The sequence below is a fragment of the Pseudomonas sp. Choline-02u-1 genome (assembly GCF_002836515.1).
GTDB lineage: Bacteria > Pseudomonadota > Gammaproteobacteria > Pseudomonadales > Pseudomonadaceae > Aquipseudomonas.
Genome location: NZ_PJBC01000065.1, coordinates 602,832 through 625,169 on the forward strand (window position 1 = coordinate 602,832; position 22,338 = coordinate 625,169).

Below are 22,338 nucleotides of genomic sequence, written 5' to 3' on the forward strand. Positions count from 1 at the left end.
TTCAATCGGCGGCAAACGCTCCCGCGTATCAAACGAGCCCTCATCGCCAGTACTCTCGGCGGTGTTCTCGCTCTGACTTCAGGCTGTTCGGCGGTAGACAAGCCAAACTCCTTCACCTTTATTCCGGACTTCCCACCTGACTTCAAATACGAGCTCAAGGCTATCTATCTGCCTGCCGCAGGTGAAACCTGCCGCGTGCCAGGAAAGCCGGATTTCTGGGTGAGCTTCAATAAACCCACCATGGAATATGTAAGCACTGCGGAAATCGAGTTGTACAAAACCGTCAGCGATTGTCCGTTGGCGCTCAACAAAGTGGAAATCAAGGTCATCGGGTTTTATGGAAAAGGCCGAAGCAACTTCAGCATGGACTACGCCTCGATTTTCGTGCGCCCAGAGTTGCTGGAACGATTAAAGGGCACTTTCAACGAGGACGGTGCAGGGGAGTTTTATGGTGAATGCATGTGGTCATTCCGCACCGTCGGCCCACATCGATCCCTGATCAAACTGCTGACCTGCAAAAAAATGGATGCACAGGGCAACGTGCTGCGAACGAGACCTTCCACGGCATACACATTGACTCAACTTGAGGGCAAAACGGTGACGCTGAAAGTTGGGTTGTCTGAAGAAGAAAAGCCGGCTTGGGGAGACACATGGGCCGAAGTGCCCGGTGGCTGGAAACGCTGTATGGGCGAGAAATTTGAAGATCAACACGCCTATTGCAACGGAAACTACAAAGACTTCAGCACGTTCCGGATGGTGGACGGAAGAGTCTGCACCATCTACCCGGGATGCACGGAGAAATGGGAAACAAAACCATGAATACCTCCCCCTTAGCCGCCAATCATGCACCTTTCATGTCGGGCAATATTCATGCATGCCCCCGGCGCGCGCATTCGACAAGCTTTCAATTCGTGGACGAATTTGGTGATGGCAGACCCTACGCCGGCTTGAAGATCGAAGTTATAGATTACGAAGATACGGTTTATACGCTAAGGCTTGATGCTAACGGCTTCGCAAAGGTCGACAGCCACTACTGCGGCCCTTTAGTACTTAAGGCAAACCGCCCATACGACGGTTCGGACACTCTATACAAGGGGTTGATAAAAAGACCCCACTATCCCCTTCCCATAACTGATCTCCAAGTCCGCGCCGAAAAAACCCGCTTCTTCCACAAAACAGGCACTCGCACCCAGGCAAACCCCGCCAAGGACCTGTCCGAAACCGATGCGTACTGCCAGGTCGAAGTCAGTGAACTGGTAAAGCACATCGCCCACCTGCCACCACTGGTTGCTCGTCGCGACCCTCCGAAGAGGGCGGCGCACAAGCTCATGCGCCCCGCTGCGAAGTCCAGAGACTTCACGGCCGTCGATAAAACTTCTGCGGATGGCGGACTGCACACCATCTTGAGTGCGGCGGAGATGGCCACCGTCGAATTGGGGTTTTCCCCGCCGCCGCCCAAGGGCGTCGCACTGCTGCCGAACAAACACCATGTGCTGGAAGTACGGCCGATGAGAGCGCTACGGCCAATGCTGTCGACAGGCGACGCGTTCTGCGCGCTCAACCTTTATCAGCTGTCGGTGATGGCGACGCTGAGCTACACCGATTTCGGACAGGAACCCAACACTCAACCGGTGCAGACCGACACGGTAAGCTTTCCGGTACAGCCCAGCAGCGGCAACTGGTTCGGCCACGCGCTGCCGCAGTTCGACGAGTTGTGGAAGGTCGATGACTCGCAAACGCAGAAATACTACCCACTGTACGAAGACGTGCCGTATTCGAAACGCCTGGAAGTGGTGCCGTTCGACCCGAACCTTTACCCCGAAGTGAATGACCCCGCGTTGGGCGACGAACAAGAACACCCGGCCAAGTTGCACTGTCTCGATGACCGTAACAAAGACAACAGTACTGATACCCAAGCTTTCATCTGCCACCATGACGAGTTGATCCTGATCAGCGTGCGAGGTACCAGTGAGATCTGGCCCGACGGCCGGCGTGACGGCGATGCCTATCAGGTTCCCTTTGCCGAAGGCGAAGGCAAAGTGCACCGCGGTTTCTACGGTGGCGCTTTGGCGGCTTATCCATTCATCGTGACTTATCTGGAAAAATTCTACAGCGGGCAAAAGCTGCTGATCACGGGTCACAGTCTGGGCGGTGCAGTTGCACTGATCCTGTCCGAGATGCTGAGACGCAACCTGGAGTTCTCCCCGCAAATCGTGCTCTACACCTACGGCGCCCCCCGCGCTGGTGACACCACGTTCATCGAAAGCGCCAAAGCATTGGCCCACCACCGCATCGTCAATCAGAACGATCCGGTACCGAGCGTGCCGGCGACCTGGATGAACACCTTTGCCAAGCCTGGGCCGATGTACGCAACCAACGCCGTGGTGCTGGGCTTCAACCCGGTCGCCGGCCTCGGCCTGCTGATCTGGGGAATCATCAATTTCTTTGGCGACGACTATGGGCATCACGGTGCTTTGCGCCATTTCATGCCCGTTGAGTTCGACAAGAACCACCGATCCTCCCTTCTCTGGGAGCCGGGTTGCAGCACGATCGTCGATCACGGCTGCGCCAAGGCCCTGCGCGCTACCAACGGCTTGCCCGAACGCGGATCGTTTCTGCGGCAGTTGTTCGACCGGGGTCACCACTCAATGGTCGTCAGCTACATCCCCGGCTGCTGGGCCAGCTTGCGCCGTTGGCAGGAAGCACTGCAGCTCAAGCGTTCGCTGGTGACCAATCGCGAATTCGAGTGGATCAGCAGCGCCCTGGAGAATATTCAGCAACAGCTGCGGGCCGTTAAGCGTGAACTGGAAAACAACCACCGTTCTTACGTGCGAGAGCAGGAGCGCGCGCACAAGACGCTGATGCTCAATCAGGAAATAGACAAGATCAGCATGACCAAGGCCCGCCTGACAGCGCTGCGCGATCAACGGGTCAGCGAGGCCGACGTTTACGGCAGCTATGCCGACCAGCCCGAATGGGTCGAGGAAAGTCTGCTGCGCTGGAACGCCCACCCTGAAAACCTGGTTCAGGAGCAACTGGCGATGATCCCGCCAGCCGCTGAAGACCACGACGCCGCTATCGCCGCGATGACCGGTGGGCATGCAGTTGGCGCGCCGTTTCAGCTGGATATTGATTCGATTGTGTAGCGTTTAAACAGCGGGCCGGCAAAGCACCGCTATGGCAGAATCCGACACCCCGAAAATTCGGTCCTCTTAATACAGCTGCCAAGGAGCTTCATTTCATGGATTTGAAACCACTAGTGTTCGCCGCACTCATCGGCTTTCCCATCACCCCGGTATTAGCAGATACACCGCCACTAGACGGCCATTACTACCTGACCGGCGCAATGGAAATGGGCGCGGAGTTGCTGTTGCGCAAGGACGGTACCTTTGACGCCGGCGTGGCGTACGGCAGCGCCGACGGTTTTGCCAAAGGCACCTGGAAGGTCGAGAACCAGACAGTAGTGTTGGAAAGCACAGCCAAGCCTGCCTCCAACAGCGATCTGGGCGGACTGTTCCAGGATCTGCAATTGGCAATCGAGCCAAACTGCCTGGCTGTGGACTTCGGTAACGGCAAGGCTTGCTTCCGACGCCAGTAAGCCATCAGGCAACCACAAAAAATGGGCACCCGACCGCAATCGGTGTGCCCATTTCTCATTTGCGGTTCTCCCCGTCATTCAGGGGAGCACGCCGCCATCAAGGATTGACGCTGTCTTTCAACGACTTGCCTGGCTTGAACGCCACGGTGTTGCTGGCCTTGATCTTCACCGGTTCGCCGGTCTGCGGGTTTTTGCCGGTGCGGGCGCCGCGGTGGCGCTGCAGGAAGGTGCCGAAGCCGACCAGCGTCACGCTGTCCTTGCGGTGCAGGGCGCCGGTGATTTCTTCGAGGACGGCGTTGAGGACGCGGTTGGCCTGTTCTTTGGTCAGGTCTGCCTTTTCGGCGATTGCAGCGGCGAGTTCTGGTTTACGCATTAGTGAAGCCCCTTTGACGGTTTTTTGTTGTTATGTCCGTGCTGTTCTCGTTGGAACAGCGCCCAAGGCGCCGCAGGCTCTACTCTGCGGCAGACGGGAGTGAGAATGGCACGCCGCCAACGGCGGCGCCAGTCTCCCCAAGACCTTTGTCGGGGCAAAAGAGCGGTGTTTACGACAGAACGACCGGCATTTACGCCAGCAACGGCGGCAGCTGTTTGTTCAGGGCCAGTTTTTCCATGACCGCCCCGCCGGTCAGTGCGTAACCGAGCAACTGACCGTCGGCACTGCGGCACAGCGCTTTGATGTCGGCGCCCTGCCCTTCAACGCTCCACACGCCTTCGCTGCCGCGTGGCGGCGGCGAAACTACCAGCGGGCACACCGGGGTTTTCACGGTGATCGGCATTGGCCCGTAGCTGACTGCGGTCGGATTTGCAGCGAGGGTTTGCGCCAGTGCACGGGCGCAACTCATCAGCGGCATCACATAGAGCAGATTGAGCCCGTCGACTTCAGCGCAATCGCCCAAGGCGTAAATGTTGGCGTGGGAAGTCTTCAGGTAACGATCGACCGTCACGCCGCGATTGACCTGCACGCCGGCAGCTGCCGCCAGATCGATGCGTGGACGCAGACCGATCGCCGAGACCACCACATCGCACGGGATGATCTGGCCGTCGGACAGGTGCGCTTCCAGGCCATCGGCGGCTTTCTCCAGCCGAGTCAGCACCGGGCCGAGGTGAAACTTCGCCCCGATACTTTCCAGCCCGGCCTGCACGGCCGCCGCAGCGGCAGGATGCAAGAGCATTGGCATGACCTGTTCGCACGGCGCGACCAGTTGCACTTCGTAGCCGCCGAGGATCAGGTCATTGGCAAACTCACAGCCGATCAGCCCGGCGCCGAGCACCAACACCCGACGCTTGCCCTCGGCGGCGGCACGAAAGCGCGCGTAATCTTCGAGATCGTTGATCGGGAACACCCGATCAGCACCGTCACCCTCGATCGGCACACGCACGGTTTCCGCGCCCCAGGCGAGGATCAGGTCGCGATAGGGCACGGCTTCTTCGCCGATCCACAAGCGCTTGTGGCCGGCGTCGATGCCGCTGATGCGCGTGTGGGTGCGCACTTCGGCCTTCAACTGCTCGGCCATGGCGCCGGGCTCAGCCATGCTCAGGCCATCGGCGTCCTTGCTCTTGCCGAAACCGGTGGAGAGCATCGGCTTGGAGTAAGAGCGGCCGTCATCGGCGGTAATCAACAGCAGCGGGGTTTCGCTGTCGAGCTTGCGAAACTCGCGGGCCAGGTTATAGCCCGCAAGCCCGGTGCCGATGATGACGACTGGTGCGCTCATGCCTTACTCCTGTGTTTTGCTTAGTTGATTTCGATCATTTCAAAGTCCATCTTGCCGACACCGCAGTCGGGGCACAGCCAGTCTGCCGGTACGTCTTCCCAGCGGGTGCCCGGCGCGATGCCGTCATCCGGCCAGCCGTCGGCTTCGTTGTAGATCAGGCCACAGACGATACATTGCCACTTCTTCATTCAGGTACTTCCTCAGGATTCAGGCGTAGTGCCGGCGCGGACGGTCGATGGGTGCTGCGCTGCCATCCGGCTCAGGGCGTTTTGTACTGAGGGTGCCGGGCAGATGCAAGCCTGTTCGGCGCAACGGCGGCCGGCGCCGCTCGATCTTGTCGCCCGCCATGGTAAGCTCGCCGCCTCATTTGCGGCCAATAATGACTCATTGTGCAACATTCAAATGCCTGTCCCGCCCCGCTCTGGCTGACCCAAGCCCGCCTGACGCCTCGCCCCGATCCTCTGACCCTCGACTGGTTGTTCGACGAAGGTTCGCTGACCCGCCGTTTGACTCGGTTGTCCAACGATGGCTTCAGCGTGTCGCCGTTGTTCGAAGGCTGGGACACCCTGCGCGCTGATGAATGCGCGGCACTGGATCTGGCCGAGGGCAGCGAAGGCTGGGTGCGCGAGGTGTATTTGCGCGGCCATGGCGAAGCCTGGGTGTTTGCCCGCAGCGTCGCCTCGCGAGCAGCCCTGCAAGGCGATGGTTTGCACATGGATGAACTGGGCAGCCGCTCGCTGGGCGAATTGCTGTTTTGCGATCAGGCGTTCCAGCGCCGCGCGATTGAAGTCTGCCACTACCCTGAACAATGGCTGCCGCCTGCGGTGAAAGCCCCTGAGCTATGGGGTCGGCGTTCACGTTTCGACCGTGGCGCGCTGAGCGTGCTGGTCGCGGAAATTTTCCTGCCGAGCCTGTGGATCGCCGCCCGCGCCCATCCGGAGAACTGCTGATGTACCAGAGCCTGCTCAAGTCCCTCAACCGTCTGAACCCGCGCGCCTGGGATTTCGTTCAGTTGACGCGCATGGACAAGCCGATCGGCATTTATCTGCTGTTGTGGCCAACGCTGTGGGCGTTGTGGATTGCCGGCAAGGGTTCGCCGTCACTCGCCAACATCGTCATCTTCGTCCTCGGCGTGGTGTTGACCCGCGCGGGTGGTTGCGTGATCAACGACTGGGCCGACCGCAAGGTCGACGGCCACGTCAAACGCACCGCCCAGCGCCCCCTGGCCAGCGGCAAGATCAGTTCAAAAGAAGCGCTGGTGTTCTTCGCCGTGCTGATGGGCATCAGTTTTCTGCTGGTGCTGTGCACCAACGCGCCGACCATCTGGCTGTCGCTGGGCGGTCTGGCGCTGGCGTTCACTTATCCGTTCATGAAGCGCTACACCTATTACCCGCAAGTGGTGCTGGGTGCGGCGTTTTCCTGGGGCATGCCGATGGCGTTCACCGCCGAGACCGGCGAGTTGCCGGCGGCGGCGTGGCTGCTGTGGATCGCCAATCTGCTGTGGACGGTGGGTTACGACACCTACTATGCAATGACCGATCGCGATGATGATCTGAAGATCGGCGTGAAATCCACGGCGATCCTGTTTGGCGAGGCGGATCGGGTGATCATCCTCGGCCTGCAGGCGCTGTCATTGGGCTGCCTGACGCTGGCCGGGTCGAAGTTTGAGCTGGGGATCTGGTTCCATCTCGGTTTGCTGGTGGCGGCCGGGTGTTATGCGTGGGAGTTCTGGTACACCCGTGATCGTGATCGCATGCGCTGCTTCAAGGCGTTTTTGCACAACCACTGGGCCGGGTTGGCGATATTTGTCGGGATCGTTCTGGATTACGCATTGCGCTGAAGATCCATACCTGTGGGAGCGGGCTTGCTCGCGAAGGCGGTGTGTCAGTCAACCCTGAATGTGACTGACACGACGCCTTCGCGAGCAAGCCCGCTCCCACAGGGGTTTTCTGGTTATTTGGCCTTGGCGACTTTCCACGCGCCGTCCATTTTGCCGTCGCCGGTCATGTCGCCGGCCTTCTTGTCCATCACGAAGGTGTACAGCGGCATGCCCTGGTAGGCCCACTGCATCGAGCCATCGTCACGCTTGATCACCGTCCAGTCGCCCATCGACTTGTCACCTGCCTGCGCCATCAATGGCGGCCAGTTCGCTGCGCATTTGTCATTGCACGCAGACTTGCCAGCAGCGTCCTTGGCGAAGGTGTACAGGGTCATGCCTTTGTGGTCAGTGAACATGCCGTCCTTCTCCATCGCCGGATCGGCAGCCATGGCCAGGCCAGGCAGCGCCAAGGCAGCGGCCATCAGCAGGGCTTTGAAACAAGCAGTCATCTGAGTCATGGAAACCTTCTTTTGTGGTTGTCAGGATTCGGACTTGGAGCTTAGTTCAGGATCAGCACAATCACCGCCACTCTGAAATACTGTCACACGACTGCAATAATTCCGTTATCTAATGCGGCGCAAGACAGTTAAATGACAAGAGGATTAAGGCATGGTTGGCAGGAGCATTCTGATCGTCGACGACGAAGCGCCGATTCGCGAAATGATCGCCGTGGCGTTGGAAATGGCCGGCTATGACTGCCTCGAGGCAGAGAATTCGCAGCAGGCCCACGCCATCATCGTCGACCGCAAGCCGGACCTGATCCTGCTCGACTGGATGCTGCCGGGCACCTCCGGCATCGAACTGGCCCGACGCCTCAAGCGTGACGAGCTGACCGGGGACATCCCGATCATCATGCTCACCGCCAAGGGTGAAGAGGACAACAAGATCCAGGGCCTGGAAGTCGGCGCCGACGACTACATCACCAAACCGTTTTCCCCGCGCGAACTGGTCGCCCGTCTCAAGGCGGTGCTGCGCCGTGCCGGACCGACCGATGGCGAAGCGCCAATCGAAGTCGGCGGCCTGTTGCTCGACCCGATCAGCCACCGCGTGACCATCGACGGCAAACCCGCCGAGATGGGCCCGACCGAATACCGCCTGCTGCAATTCTTCATGACCCACCAGGAACGCGCCTACACCCGCGGCCAGTTGCTGGATCAGGTCTGGGGCGGCAACGTCTATGTCGAAGAGCGCACCGTCGACGTGCACATCAGGCGCCTGCGCAAAGCCCTCGGCGACGCTTACGAAAATCTGGTACAAACCGTGCGCGGCACCGGTTATCGGTTCTCTACAAAGGCCTGATCCGCCCGCCAGACTCGCTGACAAGGACCGTATCGACTGTGAATCAAAACTGGCATGGCACCCTGATTCGCCACATGCTGTTGCTGGTCACCGCCTGCCTGGTGATCGGCCTGATCACCGGCTATTACGGCTGGAGCCTCGCAGTGGGTCTGGGCCTTTATCTGGCCTGGACGCTCAAGCAATTGCTGCGTCTGCACGAATGGCTGCGCCAGCACCAACCCGACGAAGCACCGCCCGATGGCTATGGTCTGTGGGGCGAGGTGTTCGACAGCATCTACCACCTGCAACGCCGCGATCAACGCGTGCGCGGGCGCCTGCAAGCAGTGATCGACCGGGTGCAGGAATCCACCGCCGCGCTGAAAGACGCAGTGATCATGCTCGACAGCGACGGCAATCTGGAATGGTGGAACCGCGCCGCCGAAACCCTGCTCGGCCTCAAGACCCCACAAGACAGCGGCCAACCGGTGACCAACCTGGTGCGCCATCCGCGCTTCAAGGAATATTTCGAGCAGGACAACTTCGCCGAGCCGCTGGAAATCCCGTCTCCGACCAATGATCGCGTACGCATTCAGCTGTACCTGACCCGCTACGGCAACAACGAGCATCTGATGCTGGTGCGCGACGTCACGCGCATCCATCAACTGGAGCAGATGCGCAAAGACTTCATCGCCAACGTTTCCCACGAATTGCGCACACCGCTGACGGTGATCTGCGGCTATCTGGAAACCCTGCTCGATAACGTCGAGGAAGTGAACCCGCGCTGGAGCCGGGCCCTGCAGCAGATGCAGCAACAGGGCGGGCGCATGCAGACGCTGCTCAACGACTTGTTGCTGCTGGCGAAACTGGAAGCCACCGATTATCCGTCGGATAACCAGCCGGTGCAGATCGACACATTGCTGCAATCGATCACCAGCGACGCCCAGCAATTGTCCGGGTCGAAAAACCAGCGCATCAGCCTCGAGGCCAATGCCGGAGTGCTGCTCAAGGGCAGCGAAGCGGAGTTGCGCAGTGCGTTTTCCAATCTGGTGTTCAACGCGGTCAAGTACACCCCGGCCGAAGGCAACATTCGGATTCGCTGGTGGGGCGACGATCAGGGCGCTCACCTGAGCGTGCAGGATTCGGGCATCGGTATCGACAGCAAACACCTGCCGCGACTGACCGAACGCTTCTATCGCGTCGATTCCAGCCGCAACTCCAACACCGGCGGCACCGGCCTCGGCCTGGCCATCGTCAAACACGTGCTGTTGCGCCATCGTGCGCGCATGGAGATCAGCAGCGTGCCCGGCCACGGCAGCACGTTCACCTGCCACTTCGCCCCGGCCCAGGTGGCCAGCGCACGGGCGATCAGCGCCGCCGAGTGATGCCGCCCGGCACACGCCACTAGGCAATTGCCAAGTCAGCCGCTACATTGGCTGACTTGCGCCTGCCTTTCAGGCGCTGTTTTCCCTTACTTTCGAATCACACGGAACCTGCAAAACTCCATCATGGACCCTTCCCCTGGCTTGTCCCTCGCTACCATTTTCGCCGACTTCGGCATGATTCTTTTTGCTCTGATCCTGGTGTTGCTCAACGGCTTTTTCGTTGCGGCGGAATTCGCCATGGTCAAACTGCGCTCGACCCGGGTCGAAGCCATCGCCGAGCAGCACGGCTGGCGCGGGCACATCCTGCGCACCGTGCACAGTCAGCTCGATGCCTACCTGTCGGCATGTCAGTTGGGTATCACCCTCGCCTCCCTCGGCCTGGGCTGGGTCGGTGAACCGGCGTTCGCGCACATTCTCGAACCTTTGCTCAGTGCAGTCGGCGTCGACTCGCCCGAGATCATCAAAGGCGTGTCGTTCTTCACCGCGTTCTTCATCATTTCGTATCTGCACATTGTGGTCGGCGAACTCGCGCCCAAGTCGTGGGCGATCCGCAAACCCGAGCTGCTGTCGCTGTGGACGGCGGTGCCGCTGTACCTGTTCTACTGGGCGATGTACCCGGCGATCTACCTGCTCAACGCCAGCGCCAACGCGATTCTGCGTATCGCAGGGCAAGGTGAACCCGGCCCGCACCATGAACACCATTACAGCCGCGAAGAACTGAAACTCATCCTGCACTCCAGCCGTGGCCAGGATCCGAGCGATCAGGGCATGCGCGTATTGGCTTCGGCCGTGGAAATGGGCGAGCTGGAAGTGGTCGACTGGGCCAACTCCCGCGAAGACCTGATCACCCTCGAATTCAACGCGCCGCTGAAGGAAATCCTGGCGATGTTCCGTCGCCACAAGTTCAGCCGTTATCCGGTGTACGACAGCGAGCGCCAGGAGTTCGTCGGCCTGCTGCACATCAAGGATCTGCTGCTGGAACTGGCGGCGCTGGACCACATTCCCGAGTCGTTCAACCTGGCCGAGCTGACCCGCCCGCTGGAGCGCGTATCGCGGCACATGCCGCTGTCGCAGTTGCTGGAGCAGTTCCGCAAGGGTGGCTCGCACTTCGCCGTGGTCGAGGAGGCTGACGGCAACATCATCGGCTACCTGACCATGGAAGACGTGCTGGAAGTGCTGGTCGGCGACATTCAGGACGAACACCGCAAGGCTGAGCGCGGCATTCTCGCCTATCAGCCGGGCAAGCTGCTGGTGCGTGGCGATACGCCGTTGTTCAAGGTCGAGCGCCTGCTGGGCATCGATCTTGATCACATCGAAGCGGAAACCCTCGCCGGGCTGGTTTACGAAACCCTGAAACGGGTGCCGGAAGAGGAAGAAGTGCTGGAAGTCGAAGGCCTGCGCATCATCATCAAGAAGATGAAAGGGCCGAAGATTGTGCTGGCCAAGGTGTTGATGCTCGATTGAGTGCCATGCGGGAAACCGCGTTGCCTGCCAAAAGATCGCAGCCTTCGGCAGCTCCTACAGGGATCGCATTCCCATGGCAGGATCTGCCGCAGGCTGCGATCTTTTGCTTTATTGTTTGCCCAACGCAAAATTGGGCAACGCCCCCAGTGGCTGATTGAACTGGTAGGGAATCGACACCAGCCCTTCGCCGGTATTGCGCTGTACCACGAAGTGCAGGTGCGGGCCGCTGCTGTTGCCGGTGTTGCCCGACAGCGCCAGCGCACTGCCGACCTTGACCCGCTGCCCTTCGCGTACGCTCACCGAACCCTGCTTCAGATGCAGGTACACGCCCATGGTGCCGTCATCGTGCAGCACCCGCACGAAATTGCCCGACGCATCGGTGCCGCGCCCGCTCTGGGAATTCTCGGTCTTGACCACCACCCCCGCTCGCGCGGCGATGATCGGCGTGCCGACCGGCATGGCGATGTCCATGGCGTAGCGATTCTTCGGCCCGTAGTGGCTGTACTGGCCGTTGGCGCCCTGACTCAGGCGGAACGGCCCGCCACGCCAGGGCAGCGGATAGCGATAGCCCTGCGCGGTGCCTGAGGGGTCGCCCAGCGAATACTGGAACTGTGGCGAATACACCAGCGGCTGATCGCGGCTGATCGCCGTCAGCAGCGCCAGTCGCGTGTTGCTGCGCGGTGGCAGGACGCGACGTATGGCCTGCGCAGGGGCGCCGCGCACATTGCTCGTGCCGATGAAGGCCAGGGCAACCTCGACCGGCGCGTACAGATCGTTGCGCGCAAACACCACGTCGACGCCCTTCTGCTTCTTGATGTCCAGATACACCTGGCGGTCGAGGCGCTCGACCATGCGATCCTGAAACACGAACACTTTCGCGCCTTTGCTCGGGCGGTCGCTGTACGAGATCACACCGTTGGCGTCGGTGGATTTGTAGATGGTCATGGCCACCGCCAGGTGGGAGGCCAGGCAGAGACCGCAGAAAAACAGCAGGCGCGCGAGCATGGGCAAAAGTCTGTCGAAGGAAGGCCTGGGAATCAGCCTAGCAGCTGAGACAGACCAGGCTAGTCGACAGATGTTGCAAATAGGCAGTGCAGAAGCCGATCGTTCCCACGCTCTGCGTGGGAACGATCACTGCCAGGCGACGAGATCAGGCGCCCGGTACGAAATGCTTCTGCGCCGTGCCACGGGCGATCAGGCGCGAGATGTAGTCGAGCTTCTGCGCGTCCTGGTCGACGAAGCGGAAGGTCAATTGCAGCCAGTCGCTGTCGGCTTTCTGCTCGTGGGCGACGATGGCGTGCAGGTAACCATTGAGGCGCGCTATCTCGGCGTTGTCGCCCTGCTCCAGATCGAGCACGGCGCTGTCGAGAATCTGCGGCAGGGTCTCGGTGCGCTTCACCACCAGCAGCGCTTCCTTGATGCTCAAGGCCTTGATCACGCATTGCTGATTGCCGCTCGGCAGTCGCAGCTGACCCTGACCGCGACCGCCCACCGGCGCCTTGGATGCACCGGGCGCCTGAACTGGCGGGCTGTTGAGCAAACCGCGCGACGGTGCAGCGGCTGGAGCGGGGGCAGCAGCGACAGGCTTGGCCGCAGCACCGCCGACCACGGCAGGCTTGCCGCCGGTCAGTGCGCTCAGGGAATCGTTGCCGAATGCCGAATTCATTTTGGTCGGCGCGCTGTTCATCAGGGTGTCGAGCTTGCCGACCTTGTTCAGCGCCTGTTTGACCTTGGTCAGCAGTTGCTCGTTGGTGAACGGCTTGCTGACGTAGCCGGAAACGCCGGCCTGAATCGCCTGTACGACGTTTTCCTTGTCGCCACGGCTGGTAACCATGACGAACGGCATGGTCTTGAGGTTGTCCTGCTCGCGGCACCAGGTCAGCAGCTCGAGGCCCGACATTTCCGGCATCTCCCAGTCGCACAGCACCAGGTCGAACGCCTCTTTGGCCAGCATGGCCTGGGCCTTTTTGCCGTTGATGGCGTCCTCGGTGCGGATCCCCGGGAAGTAATTACGCAGGCACTTTTTCACCAGGTCACGAATGAACGAAGCATCGTCCACGACCAACACACTGATCTTGCTCATCCAACACCCCTATTAAAATCCCGGCAAGCATAACGCTGGCTGATGGCACATTGCCAAAACTCTTCAGTCACGCCGGGACTTTTCGTTCGCGGGTGCTGCTTTTTAATTCGCTTTTCAATTCGGTCGCCTGTGAAAAGCACAAACAAAAACGCCCGGCCAGAGGGCCGGGCGCTTTTCTCAGGCAATCTTACTTATCGTCAGCTTCGCCCGGAACATTAGCGGTTTCGGCACTTGTGCCTTCAACTTCTTCCTTCATGCGCTTGAGGCCCATGTGGCGCACGTCAGTGCCGCGCACCAGGTAAATCACCAGTTCGGAGATGTTGCGCGCGTGATCGCCGATGCGCTCCAGCGAACGCAGGACCCAGATGATGCTCAGCACCCGCGAGATAGAGCGTGGGTCTTCCATCATGTAGGTCGCCAGCTCACGCAGGGCGGTTTTGTATTCGCGGTCGATGATCTTGTCGTACTGCGCCACCGACAAGGCCAGATCGGCGTCGAAACGCGCGAACGCGTCCAGTGCATCGCGAACCATATTGCGTACCTGGTCGCCAATGTGGCGAACCTCGACGTAACCGCGCGGCGCTTCACCTTCTTCGCACAACTGGATGGCACGACGGGCGATCTTGGTGGCTTCATCGCCGATACGCTCGAGGTCGATCACCGACTTGGAAATGCTGATGATCAAACGCAGGTCGGACGCCGCCGGCTGACGACGGGCGAGAATACGCAGGCATTCTTCGTCGATGTTGCGTTCCATCTGGTTGATCTGGTCGTCGATCTCACGCACCTGCTGAGCCAGGCCGGAGTCCGCCTCGATCAGCGCGGTCACCGCGTCGTTGACCTGCTTTTCGACCAGCCCGCCCATGGCAAGGAGGTGGCTGCGCACTTCCTCGAGCTCAGCGTTGAACTGCGCGGAGATGTGGTGGGTAAGGCCTTCTTTACTAATCATGTTGGCGTCCTTGGAGCGTCCGGTTAGGTGCGGTGGGCCGCAGCGTCAATTCTGTGAATAACCCGCAACTGTCAGCCATAACGACCGGTGATGTAGTCTTCGGTCTGCTTCTTCGCCGGATTGGTGAACAGGGTATCGGTGTCGCCGAATTCCACCAGTTTGCCCATGTACATGAACGCGGTGTAGTCGGACACCCGTGCCGCCTGTTGCATGTTGTGGGTCACGATGACGATGGTGAACTTGGATTTCAGCTCGTAGATCAGTTCTTCGACCTTCAGCGTCGAGATCGGGTCGAGTGCCGAGCACGGTTCGTCGAGCAGCAAAACTTCTGGCTCAACGGCGATGGTACGGGCGATGACCAGACGCTGTTGCTGACCACCGGACAGGCCGAGGGCCGAATCGTGCAGGCGATCCTTGACCTCGTCCCACAGCGCTGCGCCTTTCAATGCCCACTCGACCGCTTCATCGAGAATGCGCTTCTTGTTGATGCCCTGGATGCGCAGGCCGTACACCACGTTTTCGTAGATGGTCTTCGGAAACGGGTTGGGCTTCTGGAACACCATGCCGACACGACGACGCAGCTCGGCAACGTCTTCGCCCTTGCGATAGATGTTGTTGCCGTACAGGTTGATTGCGCCCTCGACGCGGCAACCGTCGACCAGATCGTTCATCCGGTTGAAGGTACGCAGTAACGTCGACTTACCGCAGCCCGACGGGCCGATGAACGCGGTCACGCGCTGCTTCGGGATGTTCATGCTGACGTCGAACAGTGCTTGTTTGTCGCCGTAGTACAGGCTCAGGCCCGGCACTTCGATGGCGACGGTTTCCTGTTCGAGGTTCAGGCTCTGCTTGTCGCGGCCCAGGGCAGACATGTTGATGCCGTGGCTGTGTGTTTCGTGCTGCATGGGAGGCTCCCTGTGCTGACAAATTCGGTTCGGGTAGCCGCTTGGTGCGGCTGTACTCAATCTAGGGTGGAAGCGGGCTTGCTCGCGATGAGGTCGGCACATTCAACATCAATGTCGCCTGACCCGCCGCCTTCGCGAGCAAGCCCGCTCCCACAGGGATATCAACTGTCCAAAGCCTTGTACTTCTCGCGCAGGTGGTTGCGGATATACACCGCCGACAGGTTCAACGTCGCGATCACCAGCACCAGCAGCAGCGCGGTGGCGTACACCAGCGGGCGGGCTGCTTCGACGTTCGGGCTCTGGAAGCCGACGTCATAGATATGAAAGCCCAGGTGCATGATTTTCTGATCCAGATGCAGGTACGGGTAGTTGCCGTCCACCGGCAGCGACGGCGCCAGTTTCACCACGCCCACCAGCATCAGCGGCGCCACTTCACCGGCGGCACGGGCCACGGCGAGGATCATGCCGGTCATCATTGCCGGGCTGGCCATCGGGATGACGATCTTCCATAGCGTCTCCGCCTTGGTCGCGCCCAGTGCCAACGAGCCTTCACGCACGGTACGCGGAATGCGCGCCAGACCTTCCTCGGTCGCCACAATCACCACCGGCACCGCCAGCAGAGCAAGGGTCAGCGAGGCCCACAGCAGACCCGGTGTACCAAAGGTCGGTGCCGGCAGCGCTTCAGGGAAGAACAAGCGGTCAACCGAACCACCGAGTACATAAACGAAGAAGCCCAGACCGAACACGCCGTAGACGATCGCCGGTACGCCGGCGAGGTTGTTCACCGCGATGCGAATGACGCGGGTCAGGGTGTTCTGCTTGGCGTATTCACGCAGGTACACCGCCGCCAGTACGCCGAACGGGGTCACGATCATCGCCATGATCAGGGTCATCATCACGGTGCCGAAGATCGCCGGGAAGATCCCGCCCTCGGTGTTCGCTTCACGCGGGTCATCCGAGAGGAACTCCCAGATCTTGCTGAAGTAGAAGCCGACCTTGGTCAACGTGCTCATCGCGTTCGGCTGGTAGGCGTGAACCACTTTGCCCAGACCGATTTCAATCTCTTTGCCGTTGGCGTCGCGAGCGGTCAGGGCGTCGCGGTTGAACTGTGCATGCAGGTCGGACAGACGTGCTTCGATGTCCTGATAGCGCGCGTTCAGCTCGGCACGCTCCGATTCCATGTCCGCTTGTGCAGTGGCGTCGAGTTTGCCTTCCAGCTCCAGCTTGCGGCCATGCAGACGGATGCGTTCGAGGCCGGCGTTGATTGCGCCAATGTCGACTTTTTCCAGCGTCTTGAGCTGAGCGGCGAGATCGTTCACACGATCGATGCGCGCTTGCAGCTCGGGCCATGCGGCTTCGCCTTCAGCGATGACCTTGCCGTCCTGTTTGACGTTGACCAGGTAGCCGTAGAAGTTGCCCCACTCGCGACGTTCGATGGCCATCAATTCGGGCGGCGTGGTCTGGTCGGTCAGCCATTCGCCGACGATCCAGGTGAAGTCGTTGCCGTTCAGGTCACGGTTGCCGACCTTGATCAGCTCGCGGGTCATGAATTCCGGGCCTTCGTCAGGCACCGGCAGGCCGGCGCTCTTCAGACGCGCGCGCGGCACTTCTTCTTTCTGCACCACTTCGCCGATCACCAGGTGATTGGCCTGGCCCGGTACGTCGTAATGGGCGTGGATCAGGTCCGCCGGCCAGAAGTGACCGAGACCGCGCACGGCGATCACCGCCAACAGGCCGATGGTCATGATGACCGCGATGGACACCGCGCCACCGCTGATCCAGACGCCCGGGGCGCCGCTCTTGAACCATCCTTTCAGGGAGTTCTGTTTCACAGACTTCTACCTTTGCTTAAAGCGACGAGTATTTCTTGCGCAGACGCTGACGAATCAGTTCTGCCAGGGTGTTCATGACGAAGGTGAACAACAGCAGCACCAGCGCCGAGAGGAACAGCACGCGGTAGTGGCTGCCGCCGACCTCCGACTCGGGCATTTCCACCGCGACGTTGGCGGCCAGGGTGCGCAGGCCTTCGAACAGGTTCATCTCCATGACCGGGGTGTTGCCGGTGGCCATCAGCACGATCATGGTTTCGCCGACCGCACGGCCCATGCCGATCATCAGCGCCGAGAAGATGCCCGGGCTGGCGGTCAGGATCACCACGCGAGTCATGGTCTGCCACGGCGTCGCACCGAGGGCCAGTGAACCCAGGGTCAGACCGCGGGGCACGCTGAACACGGCGTCTTCGGCGATCGAGTAGATATTCGGAATTACCGCAAAACCCATGGCCAGGCCGACCACCAGAGCGTTGCGCTGGTCGTAGGTAATGCCCAGGTCGTGGGAGATCCACATGCGCATGTCACCGCCAAAGAACCAGTTCTCCAGGAAGGGGCTCATGTACAGCGACAGCCAGCCCACAAACAGGATCACCGGAATCAGCAACGCACTTTCCCAGCCATCCGGGACTCTCAGGCGGATCGATTCAGGCAGGCGGCTGAAGGTGAAACCGGCCACGAGGATGCCGATCGGCAGCAACATCAGCAGGCTGAAGATGCCTGGCAGATGGCCCTCTACGTACGGCGCGAGGAACAGACCGGCGAAGAAACCGAGGATCACCGTCGGCATCGCTTCCATCAGTTCGATTACCGGCTTGACCTTGCGACGCATGCCCGGGGCCATGAAGTATGCGGTGTAAATGGCAGCGGCAACAGCCAGGGGCGCGGCCAGCAGCATGGCGTAGAACGCAGCTTTCAGAGTGCCGAAGGTCAGGGGCGACAGGCTCAGTTTCGGTTCGAAATCGGTATTGGCCGCGGTCGACTGCCAGACGTATTTAGGCTCGTCGTAGTTTTCGTACCAGACTTTGCTCCACAGCGCGCTCCACGATACTTCCGGGTGCGGGTTGTCGAGCAGCAGCGGTTGCAGCTTGCCGCCTGCTTCAACGATGACCCGGTTGGCGCGCGGCGACAGACCGAACAGGCCCTGGCCTTCGACGACCTGATCGACCAGCAGCGTGCGGTGCGCGGTGCTGTGGAACACGCCGAGCTTGCCGCTGGCGTCGAGGGCGAGGAAGCCTTTGCGGCGTTCTTCGGCGGCGATTTCAACGATTGGCGTGGTGCCCATCTGGAACGTGCGAATCTGCTTCAGGCGCTGCTCGCCGTCAGTGTCGCGGGCCATGAACCACTGGGCCAGACCACCCTTGGAGTCGCCGACGATCAACGAGATGCCGCCGACCAGTTGCCCGGTGGCGGTGACTTCGGCGTCAGCGTTTTCCAGCAGTTTATAGCGACCGTTGAGGCTCTTGTCGCGAAGGCTGAACACGTCGGCCTGAGCGCGACCGTTGACCACATACAGCCACTGCTGGCGCGGGTCGACGAAGATGTTTTTCACAGGCTCGGTCATCTGCGGCAGATCGATACGCTTCTGCTCGTTGGTGACTTCGCCGGTCATCATGTTTTCTTCGCTGGTCAGCGACAGCACATTGAGTTGCGAACCGGTGGAACCGACCAGCATCAGGGTCGAATCGGTGGCGTTGAGGCTGACATGCTCCAGCGCGCCGCCGCTTTCGTTCAACGCGATCGGCGTCTCGCCGTACGGATATTCGATGGCCGGGCTGATGGTTTTCTTGCCGTCGGGGTAGCTGACTTTATAAGTGTGACGGAACACCAGCGCCTGACCGTTGGACAAGCCCACGGCCACCAGCGGATGACCTGGCTGATCTTCGCCGATCGAGGTTACGGTTGCGCCCGTCGGCAACGGCAGGTCGACGCGCTTGAGCTCAGCGCCACTGTCGACATCGAAAAACAGCGCCTGGCCCTTGTCGGACACGCGCATGGCCACCTGATTCTGCTCTTCGAGCGAGATCATCAGCGGCTTGCCGGCGTCCTGCATCCAGGCCGGGGTGATCGAGTCTTTCGCGGTCAGATCGGCACCCTGAAACAGCGGCGCGACGACGTAGGCGAGGAAGAAGAAGATCAGAGTAATGGCAGCCAGCACCGCCAGGCCGCCAACGAGGACGTACCAACGGGTGAAGCGATCCTTGAGCGCGCGAATGCGGCGCTTGCGTTGCAGCTCAGGCGTATTGAAATCAATGCGCTTGGGAGGGGAAGTCGTAGTCATTGGGGAATTGGCCAGATCATTCATGCGCACACCCTAGCGATCCTGTATGACAGAAAGATGACAATGCAGTGACGCAGCAAATCCGCCAGCCGGAAGTCCGGCAGCGGAGTCGAGAATTCGAGGTTGCGAAACCTCTGCAGGAGCTGTCGAGGGAACCGAGGCTGCGATCTTTTGATCTTGCGATCAGAGGCCAGATCAAAAGATCGCAGCCTCGTTTCACTCGTCAGCTCCTACAGGGTTCCAGCAGATCCGGGGGGTTGCCCCGGATCTGAGGTGTTACTTTTTGGCGACAGCGCCGCCTTCCTGCAGACCGAGGTCAGCCAGTGCCTTGGCAGCAACCTTGGCTGGCAACGGGATGTAACCGTCTTTCACTACCACTTCCTGGCCCTGTTTCGACAGCACCAGCTTCACGAACTCGGCTTCCAGCGGGGCCAGAGGCTTGTTCGGGGCTTTGTTGACGTATACGTAGAGGAAACGCGACAGCGGGTACTTGCCGTTCAGGGCGTTTTCTTCGGTGTCTTCGATGAAGTCAGTGCTGCCTTTTTTGGCCAGCGCTACCGTTTTCACGCTGGCAGTCTTATAGCCGATGCCCGAGTAGCCAACGCCGTTCAGCGAGGAGCTGATCGACTGTACGACCGAGGCCGAACCTGGTTGCTCGTTGACGTTTGGCTTGAAGTCACCTTTGCACAGAGCTTCTTCTTTGAAGTAACCGTAAGTGCCCGATACCGAGTTACGACCAAACAGTTGAACCGGCTTGTTCGCCAGGTCGCCGGTCACGCCCAGGTCGCCCCAGGTTTTCACGTCGGTTTTGGCACCGCACAGGCGAGTGGACGAGAAGATCGCGTCAACTTGCTCCATGGTCAGGCCCTTGATCGGGTTGTCCTTGTGCACGAACACGGCCAGGGCATCCACGGCAACCGGAATCGCGGTCGGCTTGTAGCCGTATTTCTGCTCGAACGCCTGCAGTTCGTTGTCCTTCATCTTGCGGCTCATCGGGCCCAGGTTGGCGGTGCCTTCGGTGAGCGCAGGTGGCGCGGTGGAGGAGCCAGCGGCCTGAATCTGGATGTTGACGTTCGGGTATTCTTTCTTGTAGTTCTCGGCCCACAGGGTCATGAGGTTGGCCAGGGTATCGGAACCGACGCTGGACAGGTTGCCCGACACACCAGTGGTCTTGGTGTAGCTCGGGATAGCAGGGTCAACAGCGGCGAACGCGTTGGCAGTCGCAACGCCAGCAGCGACAAATGTCATTGCCGCCATCAAACGCTTCAGTTTCATGCCTTACTCCTAGCAGATAGGGTGTGTTAAGTCGGGGCCAAGTATCAGCAGGCCGTATGAACACTCTATGGCTGAAATATGACAATTGGATGAAAGGCCAGCATCGGGTTTTGCTGGATGAACAGATCGTTCCCACGCTCTGCGAGGGAACGCCGCCATGGACGCTCTGCGTCCGCATTTGAGACGTGACGCGGAGCGTCACAGGATGCATTCCCACGCGGAGCGTGGGAACGATCAGGCGGGAGAGAAAATCAACGCCCCTTCTTCCAGAGCCACGCCCCGACCAGAATCCCCATCGCACACAGCACCGCAACATAGTAGGCCGGGCCCATCGCGCTTTCCTTCAGCAGCAGGCTCACCACCATCGGCGTCAAGCCGCCAAATATTGCGTATGCGACGTTGTACGAGAATGACAAGCCGCTGAAGCGCACCACCGGCGGGAACGCCTTGACCATCACGTACGGCACCGCGCCAATCGTGCCGACCAGCAGACCGGTCAGTGCGTACAGCGGGAACAGCCAGTCCGGGTGGTCGGCGAGGCTGTGGTAGAAAGTCCAGGAGCTGATCAGCAGGCCCAGGCAGCCGAACACGAATACGCGACCAGCGCCGAAACGATCGGCCAGTGCGCCGGCACCAATGCAGCCGAGGCTGAGGAAGACGATGGCCAGGCTGTTGGCTTGCAAGGCTGTCGTTGGCGAGAAGTGGTACACCGTCTGCAGCACGGTCGGGGTCATCAGAATCACCACGACGACGCCGGCCGACAGCAGCCAGGTCAGCAGCATCGAAATCGCGATCGCGCCGCGATGATCACGCAGCACCGCACGCAGCGGCACTTCTTCAGCGAGGGCCTTGCGCTGTTGCAGCTCAGCGAACACCGGTGTTTCGTGCAGCCAGCGGCGCAGATACACCGAGAACAGACCGAACACACCGCCAAGCAGGAACGGAATCCGCCAAGCGTAATCGGAAACTTCCGCAGGCGTATAAATGCTGTTGATCGCCGTGGCGACCAGCGAGCCAAGCAGGATCCCGGCGGTCAAACCGCTGGTGAGCGTGCCGCAGGCATAGCCGATGTGTTTTTGCGGCACGTGTTCGGAAACGAAGACCCACGCCCCCGGCACTTCACCGCCAATGGCGGCGCCCTGGATCACGCGCATCAGCAGCAACAGGATCGGCGCCCAGATGCCGATCTGCGCATACGTTGGCAGCAGGCCCATGATCAACGTGGGCACGGCCATCATGAAAATGCTCAAGGTGAACATCTTTTTGCGCCCCAGCAGGTCGCCGAAGTGCGCCATGACGATGCCGCCCAAAGGCCGCGCCAGATAGCCGGCGGCGAAGATGCCGAAGGTCTGCATCAAGCGCAGCCACTCGGGCATGTCGGCCGGGAAGAACAGCTTGCCGACCACGGTGGCGAAGAAGACGAAAATGATGAAATCGTAGAACTCCAGCGCCCCGCCGAGGGCGGACAGCGACAGAGTCTTGTAGTCATTGCGGGTCAACGGTCGTGCGGGTTGCTCGGGCTGCGCGAGGCTCGAAGGCGCTGTGGTCATGGCAAGGGCTTCTCTTATAGTCGAATCTGTCGCCACAACAACGCTGGCGGTGGCTTGGACAGGTTCGGCACCATAGCAAATTGTTCCAAAAAGCACATAGAGGCGCGTAATTGACGGTCAAAATCAGAACCGGGTGGTCGTCGCGGGGTCTAT

General features: G+C 60.4%; 20 protein-coding genes. 8 read left to right on the top strand and 12 right to left on the bottom strand.

Going from position 1 to position 22,338, the window contains the following annotated elements; translation table 11 throughout:
• Positions 1 to 27 precede the first annotated feature (27 nt).
• The 3 genes from CXF97_RS24430 to CXF97_RS24440 all read left to right on the top strand — a co-directional run bounded on the left by CXF97_RS24430 (position 28) and on the right by CXF97_RS24440 (position 3,598).
• Positions 28 to 819, top strand: a complete 792-nt coding sequence (locus CXF97_RS24430) for a hypothetical protein (RefSeq protein ID WP_101161807.1) — start codon at positions 28 to 30, stop codon at positions 817 to 819.
• Positions 816 to 3,146, top strand: coding sequence for a lipase family protein (locus CXF97_RS24435; RefSeq protein WP_101161728.1), 2,331 nt, complete (start codon positions 816 to 818; stop codon positions 3,144 to 3,146). Before CXF97_RS24430 ends, CXF97_RS24435 begins: the two co-directional genes overlap by 4 nt.
• Positions 3,147 to 3,241: 95 nt before the next feature.
• Positions 3,242 to 3,598, top strand: a complete 357-nt coding sequence (locus CXF97_RS24440; RefSeq protein WP_101161730.1) for a hypothetical protein — start codon at positions 3,242 to 3,244, stop codon at positions 3,596 to 3,598.
• Positions 3,599 to 3,695: 97 nt separating this feature from the next.
• On the opposite strand, the gene CXF97_RS24445 is transcribed toward CXF97_RS24440, so the two are convergent.
• From CXF97_RS24445 to CXF97_RS24455, 3 genes are all read right to left on the bottom strand, one after another.
• Positions 3,696 to 3,971 carry an HU family DNA-binding protein gene (locus CXF97_RS24445; protein ID WP_003213368.1) on the bottom strand — a complete coding sequence of 92 codons (276 nt, stop codon included), beginning with the start codon at positions 3,969 to 3,971 and terminating at the stop codon, positions 3,696 to 3,698.
• Positions 3,972 to 4,161: 190 nt separating this feature from the next.
• Positions 4,162 to 5,310: an NAD(P)/FAD-dependent oxidoreductase gene (locus CXF97_RS24450; RefSeq protein WP_101161732.1), complete on the bottom strand. Its 1,149-nt coding sequence runs from the start codon at positions 5,308 to 5,310 to the stop codon at positions 4,162 to 4,164.
• A gap of 20 nt (positions 5,311 to 5,330) precedes the next feature.
• Entirely contained in the window at positions 5,331 to 5,498 is a 168-nt protein-coding gene (locus tag CXF97_RS24455; protein ID WP_003177199.1) for a rubredoxin, read from the bottom strand.
• 201 nt (positions 5,499 to 5,699) lie between these two features.
• On the opposite strand from CXF97_RS24455, the gene CXF97_RS24460 reads away from it, so the two are divergent.
• Both CXF97_RS24460 and ubiA read left to right on the top strand, forming a co-directional pair.
• Positions 5,700 to 6,260 carry a chorismate lyase gene (locus tag CXF97_RS24460; RefSeq protein ID WP_101161734.1) on the top strand — a complete coding sequence of 187 codons (561 nt, stop codon included), beginning with the start codon at positions 5,700 to 5,702 and terminating at the stop codon, positions 6,258 to 6,260.
• On the top strand, positions 6,260 to 7,150 hold the full coding sequence (gene ubiA / locus CXF97_RS24465) for a 4-hydroxybenzoate octaprenyltransferase (protein ID WP_101161735.1): 891 nt from the start codon (positions 6,260 to 6,262) through the stop codon (positions 7,148 to 7,150). The genes CXF97_RS24460 and ubiA overlap by 1 nt, the downstream gene beginning before the upstream one ends.
• A 113-nt stretch (positions 7,151 to 7,263) precedes the next feature.
• Here the strand turns inward: ubiA and CXF97_RS24475 are convergent, their stop codons facing one another.
• Positions 7,264 to 7,647 carry a hypothetical protein gene (locus CXF97_RS24475; RefSeq protein ID WP_101161737.1) on the bottom strand — a complete coding sequence of 128 codons (384 nt, stop codon included), beginning with the start codon at positions 7,645 to 7,647 and terminating at the stop codon, positions 7,264 to 7,266.
• A gap of 151 nt (positions 7,648 to 7,798) precedes the next feature.
• Between CXF97_RS24475 and phoB the strand changes: the two genes are divergently transcribed.
• The 3 genes from phoB (at position 7,799) to CXF97_RS24490 (ending at position 11,313) form a co-directional block, all read left to right on the top strand.
• Entirely contained in the window at positions 7,799 to 8,488 is a 690-nt protein-coding gene (gene phoB, locus CXF97_RS24480; protein ID WP_007896474.1) for a phosphate regulon transcriptional regulator PhoB, read from the top strand.
• Between the two features lie 74 nt (positions 8,489 to 8,562).
• The gene (gene phoR, locus CXF97_RS24485) at positions 8,563 to 9,849 is read left to right on the top strand and encodes a phosphate regulon sensor histidine kinase PhoR (RefSeq protein WP_256589924.1); all 1,287 of its coding nucleotides are present in this window, start codon (positions 8,563 to 8,565) and stop codon (positions 9,847 to 9,849) included.
• A gap of 123 nt (positions 9,850 to 9,972) precedes the next feature.
• Positions 9,973 to 11,313, top strand: coding sequence for a hemolysin family protein (locus CXF97_RS24490; RefSeq protein ID WP_016772486.1), 1,341 nt, complete (start codon positions 9,973 to 9,975; stop codon positions 11,311 to 11,313).
• Positions 11,314 to 11,421: 108 nt separating this feature from the next.
• On the opposite strand, the gene CXF97_RS24495 is transcribed toward CXF97_RS24490, so the two are convergent.
• The 8 genes from CXF97_RS24495 to CXF97_RS24530 form a co-directional block, all read right to left on the bottom strand.
• Positions 11,422 to 12,318, bottom strand: coding sequence for a M23 family metallopeptidase (locus CXF97_RS24495; protein ID WP_101161741.1), 897 nt, complete (start codon positions 12,316 to 12,318; stop codon positions 11,422 to 11,424).
• Positions 12,319 to 12,463: 145 nt separating this feature from the next.
• A complete protein-coding gene (locus CXF97_RS24500) occupies positions 12,464 to 13,396 on the bottom strand; it encodes a response regulator (RefSeq protein ID WP_101161743.1) in 933 nt (310 codons plus the stop codon).
• Between the two features lie 187 nt (positions 13,397 to 13,583).
• Positions 13,584 to 14,345 (bottom strand): phosphate signaling complex protein PhoU, encoded by a 762-nt coding sequence (phoU, locus tag CXF97_RS24505; RefSeq protein WP_016772483.1) that lies wholly within the window; start codon positions 14,343 to 14,345, stop codon positions 13,584 to 13,586.
• A gap of 71 nt (positions 14,346 to 14,416) precedes the next feature.
• The gene (gene pstB / locus CXF97_RS24510; protein ID WP_101161745.1) at positions 14,417 to 15,250 is read right to left on the bottom strand and encodes a phosphate ABC transporter ATP-binding protein PstB; all 834 of its coding nucleotides are present in this window, start codon (positions 15,248 to 15,250) and stop codon (positions 14,417 to 14,419) included.
• Between the two features lie 161 nt (positions 15,251 to 15,411).
• Complete coding sequence (gene pstA / locus CXF97_RS24515) at positions 15,412 to 17,082, bottom strand: phosphate ABC transporter permease PstA (RefSeq protein ID WP_101161747.1); 1,671 nt, start codon at positions 17,080 to 17,082, stop codon at positions 15,412 to 15,414.
• Between the two features lie 16 nt (positions 17,083 to 17,098).
• Positions 17,099 to 19,132, bottom strand: coding sequence for an ABC transporter permease subunit (locus CXF97_RS24520; RefSeq protein WP_178081232.1), 2,034 nt, complete (start codon positions 19,130 to 19,132; stop codon positions 17,099 to 17,101).
• Positions 19,133 to 19,636: 504 nt separating this feature from the next.
• A complete protein-coding gene (locus CXF97_RS24525) occupies positions 19,637 to 20,635 on the bottom strand; it encodes a phosphate ABC transporter substrate-binding protein PstS (RefSeq protein WP_101161751.1) in 999 nt (332 codons plus the stop codon).
• 251 nt (positions 20,636 to 20,886) lie between these two features.
• Positions 20,887 to 22,185 carry an MFS transporter gene (locus tag CXF97_RS24530; protein ID WP_101161753.1) on the bottom strand — a complete coding sequence of 433 codons (1,299 nt, stop codon included), beginning with the start codon at positions 22,183 to 22,185 and terminating at the stop codon, positions 20,887 to 20,889.
• Positions 22,186 to 22,338: the final 153 nt, after the last annotated feature.